Origin of the sequence: Eggerthella timonensis (genome assembly GCF_900184265.1) — a bacterium.
Taxonomy (GTDB): Bacteria; Actinomycetota; Coriobacteriia; order Coriobacteriales; family Eggerthellaceae; genus Eggerthella; species Eggerthella timonensis.
On sequence record NZ_FXXA01000002.1, the window covers coordinates 3,188,404 to 3,205,890 of the forward strand.

Sequence of the window (17,487 nt, forward strand, 5' to 3'; positions counted from 1 at the left end):
TGCGGCGCGCCTCATGCGTCGACCATACCGAACGCGACGAGCGCGCGCCATCCGCAGATTGCCGGATGTGGGGAGCAGCCGATTCGCGCGCGAGCGCGAACGAGGATCGCGAGCGAAGCGATGCGGCCCATGCGCCCTCAGGGCGCATGATGGGCGCGCAGGTTGGCGCAGCGAGCCAGCGAGGGCCGCTCTCGCGCCCGAGATTGTCGGATCGCGGAGGCGGCGCCTATCGGAACGGATCGACGTAGAGCCGGAAACCGTCGGGGAGGCGGACGAGGCCCTCCTCTCGCAGCAGGTCGGCCACCGGGGTGGCCAGCACGGGTTGGTCGTTGAACGACTCGACCACCACCTTCTTGCGGGCTCCCTCGGCGCCGGCGCGCTTGAGCGCGCGCTTCTCGTGCGCCACGAGCGCGCGCACGGCGTCGGCGAGCGCTTCGCCATCGTGCGTGAACGACAGCAGCGAGCGCAGAGCCGGCGCGGCGTACAGCACCGCCGCGCCCCCGCGCACGACGACGAGGCCGCCCGCGCGCCGCGTCGGGCGCGCCGGGCGCTCCGCTTGCGGCGCGCCGTCGCCGAAGGCGACCGGCGGCCAGGGGATGCCCGCCCCGAACAGGCTGGCGGGATCGTCGGCGGCGAGCACCACCGTCTCGGAGCGCGCGGCGGCGTCGTCGTTCGCCTCGTACGTGCGCAGCACGTCGACGGTTTGACGCGCGGCGAACTGCGCGGGACCGAGCCCCTGCACGAACGCGCCGCGCAGCACCTCGCCCGTGTCCTCCATCTGACGCAGAACCGGGAACAACGCCCCCAAGCCGCCCGGCACGCCCGACAGTTGCGCCACGTCGCGCGAGATCACGCCGTAGCGGTCGAGCATGGACTCCACGAGCGCGATGGCGCGCACCGTGTCGTTCGCAGGCGACGGCATCGTGAGCGACCAGCGCCCCGAGAGCGCCGCGCCCACGGCGGCCTGCGCCGACGCGATGCCCCTCATCACCGACTGGTCGGCCGGGCGCAGGCCCGACCGACGGCTGCTCACGCGGCGCTTCGGCGCGCTACACGGCTTGGGCCCCGCGCTGCCCGCAGCATCGAGGGCGGCGCGCACGGGCGCGAACGTGTCGTTCGTCGCGCGACCGTCCCACATGAGCTCGCGCATGACCACGGCCACGGCCGCCTCGTCGACGAACTCGGGCGCGAGCCGACGCCGCACCGCATCGACGATCTGGCGGAAGAACAGCCCGCCGCCGAACCCGAGCGCGTCCACCACCGCCTGCTCGACGGTCGGCGGCACCGTCGACGACGCCGCATCCGGCACGTCGGAGGGCGCGTCGGCCAGGTCGGCCTGCACGGGCGCGAACGGCGAGTCCGTGGGAAAGAACGCGACGAGTCCGACTCCCTCGCGCTCTCGCCCGCCGCGGCTGCGGCTCTCGGACGGCCGCGAGGGCGGCGCGTCCTCGTCATCGCCCTCGCGGCGGGCTCCCGCCCACACCACGTCGCCGGATGCCAGCAGCTCGTCGAGCATTCCCGGGCGCCAGTCGCGCACGCGGCTGGGGAACACGTGCCCCTCCCATGCGCCGGCAGGCAAAAACACGCCCTCGAACTGCGCGATCACCTGGGCAACCCCGTCGACACCCTCAAAGCCTTCCTCGCCGAGCGGGCCTACGCCCTGGCAGTCGAGCAGGAAGCGCAGGTACGCGTCTTGGCCCACGGCTTGCACGGCGCGGCGCGCCCGCGCCAACGACAGCGAGCGCAGGCGCCGAAACACGCCGGCGTCGACCCACGCGAGCACGCGCCCATCGCTGTCCTCGCCGAAACGACCCTGCATGAGGCGCCCCGCCGACGCGAGGCGCACGAGGCTGTCGTGCGCGACGGCGACGCCGACGCCGAAGCGCGCGGCCGCCGCCTCGGCGGAGAACGGGCCGTGCGTGCTCGCGTATCGCGCCAGCAGCTCGTCGAGAGGATGGCGCGCGCCCTCCTCCTCTTGGAGTTCCGCATCCGCTCCCGCGCTCGCCCATGGCGGGATCGTCGATCCCAGCCCGTCGCGGAGGCGCTGGGCATCGTCCGTCGCCGCCCAGCGCTCGACGCCGCCGATGGCGACCGGGAACGCGCGATGCGCCGCATAAAGCTCCTCGAGCGCCGCGCGCGCATCCTCTTCGACCGCGGTTGCGTCCCCCGCCTCGGCGTCAACCGTCGGCTCGAGCCGCTGCGCCACGTCCTCGACGGACAGCGGCCCCAGCACGCGCAGCAGGTCGGCCACGCCCTCGACGCCGCGCACGCGCCGGTCGGCGGCGAGGCGCTGCAAGCTGGACTCCACGTCGTCGGTCACCTCCGCATCGAGCACCTCGCCCAGGTCGGCGGAGCCCAGCAGCTCGCCGAGCAGCGTGGGGTCGAGCGACAGCAGCGACGCGCGCTGCTCGGCGTGCGGCAGATCGCCCGCATAGAGATGCTCGCCCACGTAACCGAACAGCAGGGGCGCGGCGAAGGGCGACGGCACGGACGTTTGCGCCTCCACCAGGCGCACCGACCCCGCCTGCACCTGGTCCATCAGCTCGTGCAGGGCCGGCATGTCGTAGACGTCCTGGAGGCACTCGCGCGCCGTTTCCGCGAGAATGGGGAACTCGCGCTCGCGCCGCGCAGCTTCCAGCAGCTGGCCGGCCTTGAGGCGCTGCTGCCACAGCGGCGCGCGCTTGCCCGGCGCAATGGGCGACATGAGCAGGGCGCGCGCCGCGCACTCGCGAAACCGCGCCGCGAACAGCGAGGTGGAGTTCACGCGGTCGCGCACGATGCGGTCGAGCTCGTCAGGGTCGAACACGAACAGCTCCGCCCCCGGCAGGCGCGTTTCGGTCATGGGGATGCGCAGCACGATGCCGTCGTCGGCCGCCATTGCCTGCGCGTCGTAGCCGTACACCTGGGCGATACGGTCGGACACCGCCATCGCCCACGGCTCGTGCACGCGACGACCGTACGGCGAGTGCAGCAGCACGCGCCAATCGCCCTGTTCGTCCTCGCAGCGCTCCACCACGAGCGTCTTGTCGTCGGGGATCGTCCCCGTAGCCGCGCGTTGCGCGCGGACGAGCTCCACGAGGTTGCGCTGCGCGTCGTCGTCGAGGCCGTCCGCGGCCAGGCGCTCGCGCACGCCGACGGCGACGCCGAAGGCGCCGTCTTCCGCCTCCACGTCGTCTCCTTCGATGCCGCCGGCGATCGCGCGCAGGAACGCGCCGCGCATGCGCCCCGTCTCGGCGGGCCGCCCCACCCCTTCGCCATGCCAGAACGGCAGCCGGGCGGATCTCCCGGGCGCGGGCTCCACGATCACGCGGTCGCGCGTGATTTCGCTGATGCGCCATGAGCTGGTGCCGAGCGTGATGATGTCGCCCACGCGCGATTCGTACACCATCTCCTCGTCGAGCTCGCCCACGCGTCTCCGGCCCTCGTTGCCCCCTCCTTCGGGAAGCACCACCGAGAACATGCCGCGGTCGGGGATGGTGCCCGCCGACATGACGGCTTGGCGCTGCGAGCCGGGACGCGCCTTCAACCGGCCGTTCTCGCGATCCCATACGATGCGGGGCGAGAATTCTGCCAGGTCGGACGTGGCATACAGGCCCGCAAGCATGCCCAGCACCGCATCGAACGCACGGCGCGGCAGCTCGGCGTAGGGCGCCGCGCGGCGCACGGTGTCGTACCAGTCGTCCGCAGCGAGCTCGTCCATGGCAACGGCGGCCACCGTCTGCTGCGCCAGCACGTCGAGCGCGTTCTTCACGAGCGCCGTCTGCTCGATTCGGCCCTCGTACATGCCCTCGGCCGCCACGGCCGCGTCGATGATCTCGGTGCGCGTGCGCGGGAAGATGGATCCCGCCGAACGGCCGCCCACCTGGTGGTTCGCACGGCCGATGCGCTGCAGGGCGCTGGCCACCGACGGCGGGGCGGCCACCTGCAGCACGAGGTCGATGGATCCCATGTCGATGCCCAGCTCGAGCGAGGACGTGGCCACCACGCACGGCAGATCGCCCGCTTTCAGCTCGCGCTCCACCTGCAAGCGCTTCTCCTTCGACACCGAGCCGTGGTGCGCCTTCGCGATGATGGCGGGCGCGCCCGTGGACAACTCCGTCGTGGAGCCGAGATCCGAGCGGATGGGCGCGGGCGAAGCGTCCTCGTCGACGCCGCGCGCGATGCCCATCCGCTTCGCGTACAGGTCGTTCAGCCGGGCGGTGAGCTTCTCGCACAGGCCGCGCGAGTTGACGAACACGATGGTGGTGCGGTGCGCCAGCACCTCGTCGAGAATCGTCGCTTCGATGTAGGGCCAGATGGACGACGTGCCCACGCGGCTGTCAGGGCTCGTCGCGCCCGTCGGCAGCGCGCGGCTCGCCATGGCGGCGCGCATCGCGCGGTCGGACTTCCAGGCGTCCTCCGCCGGCGCGCGGCGCGGTCCGCCCGCACGGCCTCCGCCGCGCTTCCCCGCGTCGCCGCCGGTCAGGTCGCTTCCCCCGTACACCGGCACGGCCGTCATGTCGCGCACGGGCACCCGCACGCGCACGTCCATGTCGGGCCGGCCCTCGGAGGCGACCACGCGCACAGGATGCGGGCCGCCCAAAAAGCGCGCGATCTCGTCGCGCGGGCGCACGGTGGCCGACAGCCCGATGCGTTGCGCCGGCGCTTCCAGCAGGTCGTCGAGGCGCTCGAGGCTCAGGGCCAGATGCGCGCCGCGCTTGCTGCCCGCCAACGCGTGCACCTCGTCGACGATGACCGTCTCCACCGTGCGCAGCGTCTCGCGCGCCTGCGAGGTGAGCATGAGGTAGAGCGATTCGGGCGTGGTGATGAGTATGTCAGGCGGGTTGCGCTGCAGGCTGCGGCGCGCCTCGGGCGTCGTGTCGCCCGTGCGCATGCCCGTGCGCACCTCGACCGCGGCGGCGCCGTCCGCCGCGAGCCGCGCCGCGATGCCCGCGAGCGGCGCTTGCAGGTTGCGCTCCACGTCCGCGCCGAGGGCCTTCAACGGCGAGATGTACAGCACCCGCACGCCTTTGCCGGGACGCTCCTTCTTCGGCAGCTGCGCGCTGCGGGCCTTTTCCCGCATGAGCTCGTCGATGGCGAACAGGAACGCCGCGAGCGTCTTGCCCGAGCCGGTGGGCGCGATGACGAGCGCGTTGTCGCCGTCCTCGATGACGTCCCAGGCCCGCTGCTGCAACCGCGTGGGCCCTGCCGGGAAGGCGTCGAGGAACCAGCCGTGCACCTCGCCTGAGAATCGGTCGAGGGCATAGGGGGTGGGCTCGCGTGCTTCGTCCATGGCGTGCGTCGGCTCCTTCAACGATCGGGTGCGTCCATGGTAGCGCATAGCCCCGCTCTTGTCCCAACCAAAGCGTACCTGATACCGGTCCGCAGAAATCGACGCGTACTAGCGAATCGGATCGTCGTGCGTCATGTCTTCTCCGGAGCCGATCATGCTCTCGTCTCCCAGGCGGTACCCTTCGCGCCATACGGTTTGTAGGTAGCGCGGCTTCGAGGGATCGTCCTCGATCTTGTTGCGGATCTTGCGGACGAACACGGCGATGCTTGCAGATTCGGGCATGTACGACGGGCCCCACACGTTCTCGATGATGCTCTGAGCGGTGAACACCTCGCCGAGGTGGTTCACGAGAAACGCGATGATTTGGAACTCCTTGGGCGTGAGGTTGACGTACGCGCCGTGCACGAGCACCTCGTTCTTCTTGAGGCGGATCTCCATGTCGCCCACGCGCACGATCGCGCGGCTGCGACGTCCCGTTTCGCCCGATTCGCTGATCGAGGCGCGGCGCAGCCCCGCCTCGATGCGCATGAGCAGCTCTTGGCCATTGAAGGGCTTCGCCACGTAATCGTCGCAGCCGGCGGCGAACCCGATGCTCTTGTCCACGATGTCGCTCTTCGCCGACAGCATGATGATGGGCACCTTCGCATCGAGCTCGCGAATCTCCCGACATAGGTCGAACCCGTTGACCTCGGGCATCATAACATCGAGGATGACGAGATCGGGGTGCTCGCGGCGGTACGTCTCGAGCACCGCTCCCCCGTCGAGCACCGCGAGGCACGCGTGGCCCCGCCGCTCTACGATCTTGCGAACGGCATCGCACAGATCGCGTTCGTCATCGGCAATCAGTATCTTCATCGAACTCATCCTCCTCTACCACTTCGACGGGCAAGGTCACCGTGAACGTGCTGCCAACCCCCAAAGCGCTTTCCACCCGCACGTCGCCGCCGAGCGCTTGCGCCGTCTTCTTCACCAAAGACAGCCCCAAGCCGCTCCCTCGGTACTTGCGCGATATCGAAGCATCCGCCTGCACGAACCGATCGAAAATGCCGTCGAGGCGCTCTTGCGCGATTCCGATGCCGTCGTCGGACACCGAGAACACGACGCATCCCTTCGCCGCGTCGAACATCGTGTCGAACGACACGTGCCCTCCTTCTTCGGTGAACTTCACGGCGTTGCTCATGAGGTTTCCCAGTATCTTCTCGATCTGGGACCAGTCGCCTTTGACGAGCGGCACATCGCCGTCGATGCGCGACGCAACGGTTATTCCCTTGTTTTGAGCGATGGGATCGGCGACGTCAGCCACCGATCGAACCAAGTCGACCAGGTCGATCGTCTCGCATGCGATATCGAGCGCACCCGACTCCACCCGCACCATGTCCAACACGTTGCTGACCATCTCCAGCAAGGTCAAGCTGTGCGTTTTCACCTTCGCGATGCACTCTCGGCTCTCTTCGCTATGCACCTCCCCCGACGTCTCCCACAGATCCACGAATGCGAGGATGGCCGTCAAGGGCGTGCGCAGCTCGTGGCTCAGGATGGCCACGATGTTCGTGCGGTACTCGTTCTCCTGCTGCAGCTTCGCGTTCGTTTCCGCGAGCAGCTCGTTGGCTCGGGCGATCCGCTCCCGCTGCTCCTCGAGCATCTCGTTGGCTTCCCGATACAGCCTCGTCCGGGTGTCCACCTTCTCCTCGAGCGTGGTGTACAGCGCATCGAGCTCTCCGGCCATGGCGCGCACGCCCTCGGCCAGGTCGTTCAACTCGCGCGTGCGTCCCACGTCGTCGATATCCACCTTGAGGTTGCCGCGGCCCATGTCGACCATGGCATCTTCGAGATGGGCTATGGGCGCGGTCACGTTACGCCTGAAGAACAGGACGCTGGCTCCGAACGCGACCGAGAGGAACAGCACGAAGAACAGCACCGTGCGCCCCGTGTTGAGATCGATGCCCGCTTGGTACAGTCCTGCGGGAGCCGTGATGCTGACCGCTCCGCCGATGTCGCCGACCGCCAGCCCCTCCTTCTCGAACCCGGTCACGTCGAGCTCGCCTTTCGGACCGCCGTGGCAATCCATGCAGCTCTCGGTCAGGTAGATGGCGCCCACGTAGCGGAAGTTCTTGCCGCCCTGACCGTCATCGACGACGTCGTAGTACTCCTCGCTCCCCTCAGCGTAGAAGCTGTCGAGAGCCGCCCGCTCGAACGCGTCGGGCTCGTCGAGAGCGTTGCGAGGGTCGTTGCGCGTATAGCGCAACGTGTACTGGTAGTCGGTGCTCATGGAGAACAGCTTCCCCACGCTCTTGCCCACGAGCGAGCAGTACAGCCCTTTGAAGTTGTACGTCCCATCGCGATCGTAGTTGATGTTGGGCTGCTCGTAGTCGATGAAATCCCAGGTAGCTTGCACGGACTTCTCTAGCACGCGCGCTTCCGACAGCATCTGCTCCTCGATCTGGCGCGTCTGTTCGCCGTACGACCACGCGCTGTACGCCACCACCAGCACCGAAGCGATGCACGTCATGAGCACGACGTACTGCACGATCAGCGTGCGCCTCCCCCGAGGCGCACGCGCGTCTTTTCGATTCATCCCCGCACCCCCTTGGCCCCTTCGCGGTTCGCGCACACCGAACGATACCCGCAACGCATTCGCGCTGCAAGCCGGGAGGGATGGCTTGCAGCGCGGAATGATCGGCGGACGCTCCCGGGTCGCTACAGCACGATCGGCACGCCCAGCTCCTCAACGGCTACCGCACGTGGCTTGATGAGCGTGTTGGGCCCCGTCTTCCCCGCCCCCATAGCGGGAATCTCGGTTACCAGGTCGCTTCCGTGCTGGGCCCTGAGCTCCTCGATATCGCCGAACGCGAGCGCGCGGTACGGGCACGCTTCCACGCAGGCCGGCTGATAGCCCTGCGCGCGCAACTCGATGCATCCGTCGCACTTGTGCGAGAGCCCCGACTTCTCGTCGATGCGCGGCACGCCGTACGGGCAGGCGTTCACGCACGATGAGCAGCCGATGCACGCCTCATGGTCGATGACCACCGTGCCATCGTCCTCGTTCTTCGTGATGGCGCCGACCGGGCACACGTCTTTGCAGGCGGGCACCTGGCAGTGGTTGCAGGTGGCGGCGAAATGATACATCTTTACGCTTGGGAACGCGCCTACCTGGTACGAACGAACTTCGCGCAGCACCGTTCCCACCTCAAGGCGATTCTTGTCCTTGCACGCTACCTGGCAAGTCTTGCATCCGGCGCACCGGGTTTGGTCGTAGTAGAACCCCACTTGCTTCATGGCCATGTTGTTCCCCCTTTAGTCCAGCGACACGATGCGCTGAGGCAGCGTGCAATCGGCAGCGAGCGCCTCGCCGTCGTAACGTTCGAAATCGCAGTTGTAGTTGTTGTATCCCGACGTGCCCATGCCGCTCGTCACCGTGCCGCACAGCACGTTGTCGGTGCCGGCACGGTCGATGCCAGCCTCCTCGTCGTAGTCGAGCCACGCGCCGTGAGGCAGGCCGACGCAGCCCGGGATCACGATCTCGGTCACCGAAGCCGTCCGCAGCGTGGCGCCGTGCGCATTGAACACCCGCACCGTATCGCCGTCCGACACGCCCTTCGCGGCGGCATCGGACGCGTTGAGGAACACGGGGTTGGGCCAGGCTTCGCGCAACCACGGAGCGTTGTCGAGCACGGGATGCGCGCGACGGAGGTAATGCGGGTTGTACACCACGAACGGATACGCGCTCGGCTCCCCGCCGACGACGCCGTCGACGAAGGCGCCCTCGCGGCCTTCGGGCGCGGCTACGTAGTTCGGATACGGCTTGAACGTGCCGTCGGGGCTGTAGCCCATGCTGTTCAGCGTGTCCGCCTTGTACTGGCAGTAGATCTCGAACTTGCCGGAATCGCTGGGACGCGGGTTCGCTTCGGGATCTTCGATATAGTCCTGGTACCCGATGCGCACGTAGGCATCTCCTTCGGCTCGCTTGATGGTGTAGCAGCCGTTCTTCAGGAACTCGTCCAAACCCACAACGCCCTCTTGCGGCCTGCCTTCGCACCCCCACGCGTCTATATCCTCCTGCGTGACCGTGACGAGAACCTGATCCTCGCCCGCCTGATCGACGAACGTACAGCCGAGAATCTGGTTGAAGAACTGCTGCTTCTCGCTGATCGGCCACAGTTCCTTCGCGTCGAGGCCGAGCTTCTCGGCGAGCATCGTCCCGATCTCCTGGTCGGTCTTCGCTTCGTACAGCGGTTCGGTAACCTGGGTGTAGACGATCACGGTCTCACGGCTGCGCTGATGGCCGGGGAACCCGCCCACGCGCTCCCATTCCGTGGTGATGGGCAGCACGATGTCGGCGTATTTCGCCTGAGCGTTGAAGAAGTGGGACGAGCAGGTGACGAAGTCCATCGTGCGGATGGCCTCGATGGCGGTCACCGACGAAGGCGTGTTCTGCACGCGTGCGGCGCCCTCGAACGACAGGTACTTGACGTCGGCCTGCTTGACGTCCTGGGCGTTGAATTCGTCCGAATACGCTTTGCCCGTGCTGTTGAACGACCCGTCGAGCAGGCTCTGCCACAAGAGCGGCGCCGTGATGTACTCCTTGATAGGGTTCGCCATCGCCTTAACGCCCGTGTCTCCGTACGAGACCAGCGTGGGGCCGTGCGTTCCCGCGAACGTCTTGTAGGCACCGCCCATCGCATGGCCCGACTTCCCCATATGGCCGCCCATGGCGCCCACGGTCATGAAAAGCTGCGGAACGTTATCGGCGCTGGTGCAACGCGCAAGCGCATAGTTGTGGAACAGCATGACCTTGTGGTCCTTGCCGATCGTTTCCGCGAACCACACGATATCTTCCTCTGGGGCACCGCAGATGGCGCTCGCCCACGCGGCGTTCTTCGGTTGGCCATCGTATGCTCCCAGCAGGTAGTCCTCGAAGTTTTCGTCGAGCGTTGCGTCCTCGGGCATATGATCGGCATCGAATCCGACGCAGTACGCATTGAGGAACTCCCGGTCGACCACGTCTTGCTGGAGCATCTCGTACGCGACGCCCAGCAAGAACGCCGTGTCGGTTCCCGGGTATATGGGTATCCAGCGAGCATCGAAGTACGCGGCTGTGGCGTTGTACGAAGGCCCGACGTACACGAACTTCACTCCCGCCTCGACGGCCTGGTTGAAGTTGTTCATGGTCGTGCCGCCCGACGACCATACGGAGTTGCCTCCCACGATGACGATGGTTTCGGCGTTCTTCAGATCGAAGCGGTCGTTCGTCTCGCCCAGATCCATCGCCGGCAAACCCAACTTCGACACGTTGAACGAATACGTGCCGCACGAACTGGTATCCGACACCTCGAGGTAGCCGCCCAGCTTCGCCAGCACCTGCTCGATGCCAGGGCCTCCGTTGCCCACGACGGCACGCGGGCCGTAAGAATCGTAGATACGCGTCACCTCTTCGGCTATGTAGCCGATGGCTTCGTCCCAGCTGATGCGCTCCCATTCGTCCTTGCCGCGCAGCTCGCCATGCGATGCCTCGCCGCCGCCGGGCTGCCAGCTTTTGCGCTTCATGGGATACTTCAAGCGATCCGCTCCGAAGCACTGTTGCTGCTGCGAACGGCCGCGCGGGCACCCGCGCTGCTGCAGCCATTCGAAGCTGTCCTCGTGCGACGTGTCGCTGCCCTGACGAACGACCACGCCGTCCTTCATGAGCACGCGATTGACGCAACGGCCGCCGCAATTGTGCCAGCAGGCCGCGGAAATCCAAACGCCCTCGCCTTCGGCGGACTCGGCCGCTTGCTCCACCTGCTGCCGATCGCCGGGCTGACAGGCCACGAGCGACGACGACGCCGCAAGCGACGCGGCGAGGGCCGCGCTGCCGGCGACGAACCCGCGACGACTGAGCACCTTGCCCGACACCTCTTGGATGAGGCTTCCCATAGCTCCCCCTACTCCTCGTTGCATGTCGATGATCGCACAGCGCACCGGTTCGGCAGCTGAGAAACTCCGGGTTTCCGCCGGGGCTTGATCATCGGTTCCGACACGCTATAATATAGCCGCCAACGGGGGCGCAAACAAGCATTTCCCCTGGTAAACGCGATAGTTTTTGAGTAATGAATCTTAACGCCCGGTAAGGGAAACGGAGAGGAAACAACCATGGAAGACCCTCGAGATGCAACCGTAACGGTCCTGCGCCAACGCATGCTCGCCCTCATGTTGTTCCGGCACGCATACGCCGAAGAGCCGGACGAGACGCTCCTGGAGCTGCTCGCGAGCGAGCCGGCCGTCGCGTCGATCGAAGCGTTCGCCGTCGACGGGCATCACGAGCTTGATCGTCTTGCGCAGACGATGCGCTCCCTCTCGCAAAACAACGATGCGGCGCAAACCCTCGCCGCCCTGCGCCGCGAATACACGACGCTGTTCATCGGGCCGGAAAAGATCGTCGCGCCCTTCTGGGAATCGGTGTACCTCGACCCGCGCGAGCTGCTCTTCCTCGAAAGCACGACCGACGTGCGCAAGCGCTACGAAGCCGAAGGCTATCGCATCGACGTCGAAACGCGCGAAGCGGAGGACGGCATCGTGTACGAACTCGACTTCCTGGCGCACCTCGCCGATCGATCGCTCGAGGCCTTGCGCCGTGACGATCGACAGGAGTTCGGCCGCCTGGTCGAGGTGCAGCGCTCGTTCGAGAACGACCACCTGCTCACGTGGCTTCCGCTGTTCGCCGAGCGCGCGAAAGGCGCCCGCACGGACTACCTGTATCCGACGCTGTGCGCAGCCGTCGCCGCGTTCATCGCCGTCGACGCGGCCCTGCTCGATGAGCTCGCGGAGACGCTCTCGGTAAACGACGCTTAGCGCAAACGTTCCAGGGCCACCTCGCGTACGCGCGGAAGGCCGTTCTCGTCGGGCTCGAGCACGTTGAAGCTCACGCCGATCTCGACTGCGGGGGCTCGCTTCGCCACGGTCGCCGCCAACGCGAGCGGAAACGCGAGGGAGGAAGCGTCCTCGTCCGAAAGCCATCGGCCGGCGGGCAGAAGGTCCAGAACCGTTTCCACGTCGTCGCCGAACACCTTGGCGCACTTCAGGAAATAGTCTTCTCCATCGAACGAGAGCCACGCATGCGAGGCGGAGAACTCGTCATCGATCAGGAAAAGCTTGTTCTGCTGGTATATCTGCCCCGTCAGCTTGTTGTCGAGCGAGCAATAATGCACGCCCATGGTCAGCGAGCGGTCGGAAGCGAAGCGCAGCAGCTCGAGGCACGACGCCTCGCTTCCGGAAACCGGAAGGCCGCCCGCATACCAGTAGTTGTAAGGGATGACGTACGGATTGCGGCGCAGCGTGAACCCGCGCTCCTCGAACGCCTCGGCGTTGGCGAGCGGGAAGCAGAACTCCAGGAGGTTGATACCGCGTACGCCAATCCGATCGAGGCTGACCAGCAGCTCCTTCATCTCGCCGAGCGTACCGGGGATCACCGGCATCTCGACCATCGTGTAGGGAATGCGCGCGACCGCGGCAGCAATGCGGCCGAGTGTCTCCTCACGAGACGCCGCGCCCTCCTCCTGCTTCACGCTGAACCGGATCTCGTCGAGGCCGGCGTCGCGCAGCTCGTCGAGCAGTTCGTCGCTCAGCAAGTCGCCGCTCGTGTACACACGCACGTGCACGCCCGGATACAGCTCCTTCGCACAGCGCACGAACGCCAGCAACGCATCGGGATGGAGGCACGGCTCGCCGCCGGTGACGGCGAGGTGGCGGAAGCGCGCGCCCGCCGCATGGGCCGCCCGCAGCTCGGAGGCGATGTCCCGCTCGTGCGCGCGATGGTATGCGTAGTCCTCCTGGTTCACGTTGAAGCAGAAGTAGCACTGCCGCGTGCATTTGAGCGATATGAAGAACGTCGCCGTCTCCTCGCCCGTACGGCAGGCAATGCAAGCGGGCGATATCCAACCGCTCCACAAGCTCGCGGCACCGTTGTCGCAATGCTCGCATGGCGCAAGGGCGCGTGCGGCCCTCGGCTGCTCTTCCGCGCTTTCGAACGGCAGCCCGAAGCGCGCTACTCCCTCTTCGAAATCGGCGCGCACTTCGTCGAATGCCGCCCTATACTCCTCCAGGTTCAACGTCCCCGACCCATCTCGTCGAGACTCGCCAGAGTCCGCTCAACGAACTCTCTGTCAAGCACGAGGAAGGCGTGGAGCGCCGCCGCAAACCGGCGATAAACGCCCGCCTCGTCCTTCTCGCACAACGCTTCGTGGAACCTGTCAAGCCAGTTCAACAGGTGCGATTCCACGAAGTCCTTCTGAGACGAAAGGATGCGCCGCGCCTCATCGTCCCTTCCCTCTCCGAACGCATCGAACGCGCGCGTGCTGAGACAGGCAAGGAAATCGAGCATCATTGACAGATGGTCTTCGGGAAAATGGCCGAATTCCACGGCAATGAAGCCGTATTCCGCATAGCGATGGCGAACGTCGAGCGTGCTCTCTTGGAACAGCATCTCCTCTTTGCCGATATAGGGAGACTCCCATGGACGCACGTACGATGCGCCGGGAACGAGGAACAGTTTCGTGAAATCGGACCTCATAGACTCAACGCAGCCGCCATCTTGAGCCCTGTCCGCAAACGAAGCGAACAAACGCACGGCGTCAAGCAGCGGCTCGGAACGGCAGTCGTCCGCAAGGTACTCCATCGCATCGATCGTCTCGTTCGAACCGAGAACGGAAAGCTCTTCTTTGCTCGGCTCGGCACCGAATACGATGTGGAAAATCCTATACAGATACGCCCTGTTCGCAAGGCGCATTCCCAACGCCTCGATGTCCCGTTCTTCCATATCTCCTCCTCGTTGCCCGTCTTGTCGAAGGGCGTTTCGTCACGCGAACAGTGTAGCTCAAACGCGGGGGCGAACCCTCGCGACAAGCACGGGCGAGGCCTTGGCGCTCGAACCTCGCCCGTGCTGTTTCATGCAGCGCGCAATTTACCAGTTAACGTCGACGAAACCCGTCTCGGTCGCCGCCTCCTTGGCGCTGATCAACAAGCTCGGTTTCGTGGTGTCCGCACTCGGAAGGATCGCGATCTCGCTGACGCAGTCCGACCCGTACGTTTTCACCAGATCGTCGTACTCTCCGAAATCGAGCGCTCGGTTCGGGCACGCAGCGACGCACGCAGGCTGTCCCCCAGCTTCGCGAATCAGATAGCAGCTATCGCATTTGCCCGCTTTGCCGTCCGGAAGAATCTGAGGAATGCCGTACGGGCACGCCTTCGTGCATGAACCGTCTCCTGAACACGCCTCCCGATCGATGACGACCGCACCGTCTTCCCGCTTCTCGATGGCCCCCGTCGGACACGCCGAAAAGCATGCCGGCGATTCGCAGTGGTTGCAGCTTGCCGAGTAGCTGTACGCGGTCACGCTCGGAAACTTCCCCACCGAGAACGTCTTCGCATGCCGGTATATGGTTCCGACATCCAAGCGATTCTTGTCCTTGCATGCCACCTGGCATGCACGGCATCCGGTGCACCTCGTCATATCGAAATAATATCCAATAGCCATTCGTCAGTCCCCCTCTCGTTATGCGTTCACGATGCGCTGCGGCAGGTCGCAGTCGGCCTCGAGCGCTGCACCATCGTATTTCTCGAACGTGCATATCTGATTGTTGTACCCCGAAACGCCCATACCGCCATACTCGGCGCCGATCAGGTAGTTGTCGGAGCCGGCGCGGTCGATGCCGGTCTCCTCGTCGACATCCACCCACGCGCCGTGAGGCACGCCCACGATGCCCGGCATGAGGATGTCGAGCACGGCGGCCATACGCAGACCCTTGCCGGCCGGCGTGCTGATGAGAACCGTATCTCCATCCTTGACGCCCTTCGCCTCCGCATCCTGGCGATTGAGGAACACGGGGTTCGCCCACGTCTCGCGCAGCCAGGGGCAGTTGTCGAACACCGTATGGGAGCGACGCAGATAGTGCGGATTGTACATGACGTACGGATACTCGCCCTTTTCGCCGTCGATCTTGCCGTCCTTGAACGTCGATTCGAAGCCGACGCAGGGAACGACGTACGTCGGGTAGGGCTTGTACTGCTCGATGCCGTCGTACTCAAAGGACGCCATGAGGTCGTAGCGGGCCTGACAGTAAATCTCGAGCTTTCCGCTTGCGCTCGAGAGAGGGTTGGCCTCAGGATCGGTCACGAAGTCCTCGTAACCGATGAAGCCATGACCGTCATCAGGGGTGCGCTTGTACTGGTACCCGCCGTTCGCCACGAAATCAGCGAGGGAGACGACGCCTTCTTGAGGCTCGCCCTGAACGCCCCATTCCTTGATGTCGGCGTCGGTAATGGTTACCAGCGGCTCCATTTCGCCGCCGTCCCCCATGATGGTGCTGCCGGCGATCTGCTCGAAGAACTGCTGGGTTTCCGACGTATCGAAAGCGAGCTTCGGATCCATGCCCATGCCCTCAAGCAGCAGCGTGCCTATCTCCTGATCCGTTTTGGCCTCGCCGAGCGGATCGGTCACCTTGGAGTAGCAATACACGAACTCGCGATTGCACGTCGTCACGCTGCCCGGACGCTCCCATTCGGTCGTGACCGGAAGGATGATGTCGGAGTACAGGGCGTTCGTCGTCATGAATTGAGCGCGGGTCAGCACGAAGTCCACCGCGCGATGCGCCTCGATGCCGGCTTTCTGGTGAAGAGACGTCTGCAGCGTCGCATCCGTCACATGGAAGATGCCCTTGATGGGGCCGAGCGTGGTGGGGATAGGCTCGTGGAAGCTGCCGTACGAGTTCGACACGTCGTAGAACTCTCCGCCGCCTTCGAGGATGATGTCGTACAGCTGAGGCTGGCGGACGCCTGTCGAGCAGGGGTTCGTCGTCTTCGGCTTCTTGGCGTTTCCGGCAGCAACAAGATTGGGGCCGTAGTTGCCGCAGTTCGCGTGATAGTTGCCGCCGCACGCATGGCCCGATTTGCCCATATGGCCGCCCATGGCCCCCAACGCCATCAGCATTTGCGGGATCATCTCGGCTCCGTTACAGCGCACCATGCCGTAATTGTGCAGGAGCATGGTCTTGTTGTTCTTTCCGAGGATGCGAGCGAACTCCGTGACCTGCTCGGGCGGAACGCCGCAGATAGGCTCGGCCCATGCAGGTGTTTTAGGCGTACCGTCGTACGTTCCCAACACGTAGTCTTTCAAGTTCTCGTTCAGCTTCGCGTCCGCAGGCATGTGGTCGGCATCGAAGCCGACAGTATACTTGTCGAGGAACTCCCAATCGACGATATCGCCTTCTTCCTCGTCGAGGCGCAGCATCTCGTACGCTGTTGCGAGCATGAACGCCATGTCGGTGCCGTTGCGCACCGGAATCCAATCTGCATCCAGCATCTGGGCGGATGCGTTGTACAGCGGATCGACGCTGACGAACTTGGTGCCCGCCTCCTTCGCTTGGATGAAGTAATAGGTGGGCGTGCCGGCCGCCGACCAGGTCGGGTTCGAGGAATACAAGATGATGTACTCCGCATTCGGAAGGTCGAAGCGATCGTTCGCCTTTCCGGTATCGGTGGGCGGCAAGCCGATCATGTCGCAACCGAGGGTGTAGGTTCCGTGCGACGTGGTATCCCAACCCCGCACGCATCCGCACATCACATTGATCGTGGCGTCGGGCGATTTGCAATAGAAACCCGTCGGGCCGTATTCGTCGCTGATGCGCTTGATCTCCTGGCAGGAAAGCTCGATCGCCTCGTCCCAGCTGATGCGCTCCCATTCGTCCTTGCCGCGCATCGAGCCGTTCGAGTTCTCGCCGCCGCCAGGCTTCCACCCTTTGCGCTTCAGCGGATAGAGAATGCGATCGGCGCCGAAGCATTGCTGCTGCTGGGCTTTGCCGCGCACGCATCCGCGCTGCTGCGGAAACTCGGGAGAGTCCTCGTGCGAATCGTCGGTCTTCTGGCGAACGACCGCTCCCTCCTTCACCATGACCTTGTTCACGCAGCGTCCGCCGCAGTTATGCCAGCACGCGGCAGGCACCCACGTGCCACCCTCTTCAGGATTGACCGCAACTGCTGCGTCTTTGCTCTCCTTGACCTCCGTCGAAGGCGCGCATCCGAAAGCGGAGAGCGCTGCAGCCGATGCCGCAACCGCCATGCTTCCCTTCATGAACTGCCGACGGCTCAGGTTCGTCGCATTCGTGCCAACGTCAAAAGCGTCCATGTAATCCCCCTTTGTTTGTTTGGTTTCGTTGGACTCGTCGTTGCATGGGAACTGTGCAAGC

At 65.4% G+C, this 17,487-nt stretch carries 10 protein-coding genes; 1 reads left to right on the plus strand and 9 read right to left on the minus strand.

From position 1 onward, the window contains the following. Positions 1–226: 226 nt before the first annotated feature. The 5 genes from C1A15_RS13445 to C1A15_RS13465 form a co-directional block, all read right to left on the minus strand. Positions 227–5,272 (minus strand): DEAD/DEAH box helicase, encoded by a 5,046-nt coding sequence (locus tag C1A15_RS13445; protein WP_101723030.1) that lies wholly within the window; start codon positions 5,270–5,272, stop codon positions 227–229. 108 nt (positions 5,273–5,380) lie between these two features. Then, complete coding sequence (locus tag C1A15_RS13450; RefSeq protein ID WP_101723031.1) at positions 5,381–6,127, minus strand: response regulator transcription factor; 747 nt, start codon at positions 6,125–6,127, stop codon at positions 5,381–5,383. Continuing rightward, positions 6,105–7,847: an ATP-binding protein gene (locus C1A15_RS13455; protein WP_101723032.1), complete on the minus strand. Its 1,743-nt coding sequence runs from the start codon at positions 7,845–7,847 to the stop codon at positions 6,105–6,107. The genes C1A15_RS13450 and C1A15_RS13455 overlap by 23 nt, the downstream gene beginning before the upstream one ends. Positions 7,848–7,969: 122 nt before the next feature. Continuing rightward, on the minus strand, positions 7,970–8,554 hold the full coding sequence (locus C1A15_RS13460) for a 4Fe-4S dicluster domain-containing protein (protein ID WP_342746819.1): 585 nt from the start codon (positions 8,552–8,554) through the stop codon (positions 7,970–7,972). Positions 8,555–8,566: 12 nt separating this feature from the next. Further along, positions 8,567–11,185, minus strand: coding sequence for a molybdopterin-dependent oxidoreductase (locus C1A15_RS13465; protein ID WP_101723033.1), 2,619 nt, complete (start codon positions 11,183–11,185; stop codon positions 8,567–8,569). A gap of 216 nt (positions 11,186–11,401) precedes the next feature. On the opposite strand from C1A15_RS13465, the gene C1A15_RS13470 reads away from it, so the two are divergent. Further along, a complete protein-coding gene (locus C1A15_RS13470; protein WP_101723034.1) occupies positions 11,402–12,100 on the plus strand; it encodes a TorD/DmsD family molecular chaperone in 699 nt (232 codons plus the stop codon). Here C1A15_RS13470 and C1A15_RS13475 read toward each other — a convergent pair. From C1A15_RS13475 to C1A15_RS13490, 4 genes are all read right to left on the minus strand, one after another. Further along, positions 12,097–13,356 (minus strand): radical SAM protein, encoded by a 1,260-nt coding sequence (locus C1A15_RS13475; RefSeq protein WP_101723035.1) that lies wholly within the window; start codon positions 13,354–13,356, stop codon positions 12,097–12,099. The two genes, C1A15_RS13470 and C1A15_RS13475, sit on opposite strands and share 4 nt — an antisense overlap. Further along, positions 13,353–14,063 (minus strand): TorD/DmsD family molecular chaperone, encoded by a 711-nt coding sequence (locus C1A15_RS13480; RefSeq protein WP_101723036.1) that lies wholly within the window; start codon positions 14,061–14,063, stop codon positions 13,353–13,355. The genes C1A15_RS13475 and C1A15_RS13480 overlap by 4 nt, the downstream gene beginning before the upstream one ends. A 144-nt stretch (positions 14,064–14,207) precedes the next feature. Further along, entirely contained in the window at positions 14,208–14,780 is a 573-nt protein-coding gene (locus tag C1A15_RS13485) for a 4Fe-4S dicluster domain-containing protein (protein WP_101723037.1), read from the minus strand. A gap of 18 nt (positions 14,781–14,798) precedes the next feature. Next, the gene (locus tag C1A15_RS13490) at positions 14,799–17,426 is read right to left on the minus strand and encodes a molybdopterin-dependent oxidoreductase (RefSeq protein WP_101723038.1); all 2,628 of its coding nucleotides are present in this window, start codon (positions 17,424–17,426) and stop codon (positions 14,799–14,801) included. Between the last annotated feature and the right edge of the window lie 61 nt (positions 17,427–17,487).

Excerpts from the sequence above, each read along its gene's own strand:
- C1A15_RS13485 (WP_101723037.1), bottom strand. The coding sequence starts at position 14,780 with ATGGCTATTGGATATTATTTCGATATGACGAGGTGCACCGGATGCCGT.
- C1A15_RS13450 (WP_101723031.1), bottom strand. The coding sequence starts at position 6,127 with ATGAAGATACTGATTGCCGATGACGAACGCGATCTGTGCGATGCCGTT.
- C1A15_RS13460 (WP_342746819.1), bottom strand. The coding sequence starts at position 8,554 with ATGGCCATGAAGCAAGTGGGGTTCTACTACGACCAAACCCGGTGCGCC.
- C1A15_RS13490 (WP_101723038.1), bottom strand. The coding sequence starts at position 17,426 with ATGGACGCTTTTGACGTTGGCACGAATGCGACGAACCTGAGCCGTCGG.
- C1A15_RS13470 (WP_101723034.1), top strand. The coding sequence starts at position 11,402 with ATGGAAGACCCTCGAGATGCAACCGTAACGGTCCTGCGCCAACGCATG.
- C1A15_RS13445 (WP_101723030.1), bottom strand. The coding sequence starts at position 5,272 with ATGGACGAAGCACGCGAGCCCACCCCCTATGCCCTCGACCGATTCTCA.
- C1A15_RS13455 (WP_101723032.1), bottom strand. The coding sequence starts at position 7,847 with ATGAATCGAAAAGACGCGCGTGCGCCTCGGGGGAGGCGCACGCTGATC.
- C1A15_RS13480 (WP_101723036.1), bottom strand. The coding sequence starts at position 14,063 with ATGGAAGAACGGGACATCGAGGCGTTGGGAATGCGCCTTGCGAACAGG.
- C1A15_RS13465 (WP_101723033.1), bottom strand. The coding sequence starts at position 11,185 with ATGGGAAGCCTCATCCAAGAGGTGTCGGGCAAGGTGCTCAGTCGTCGC.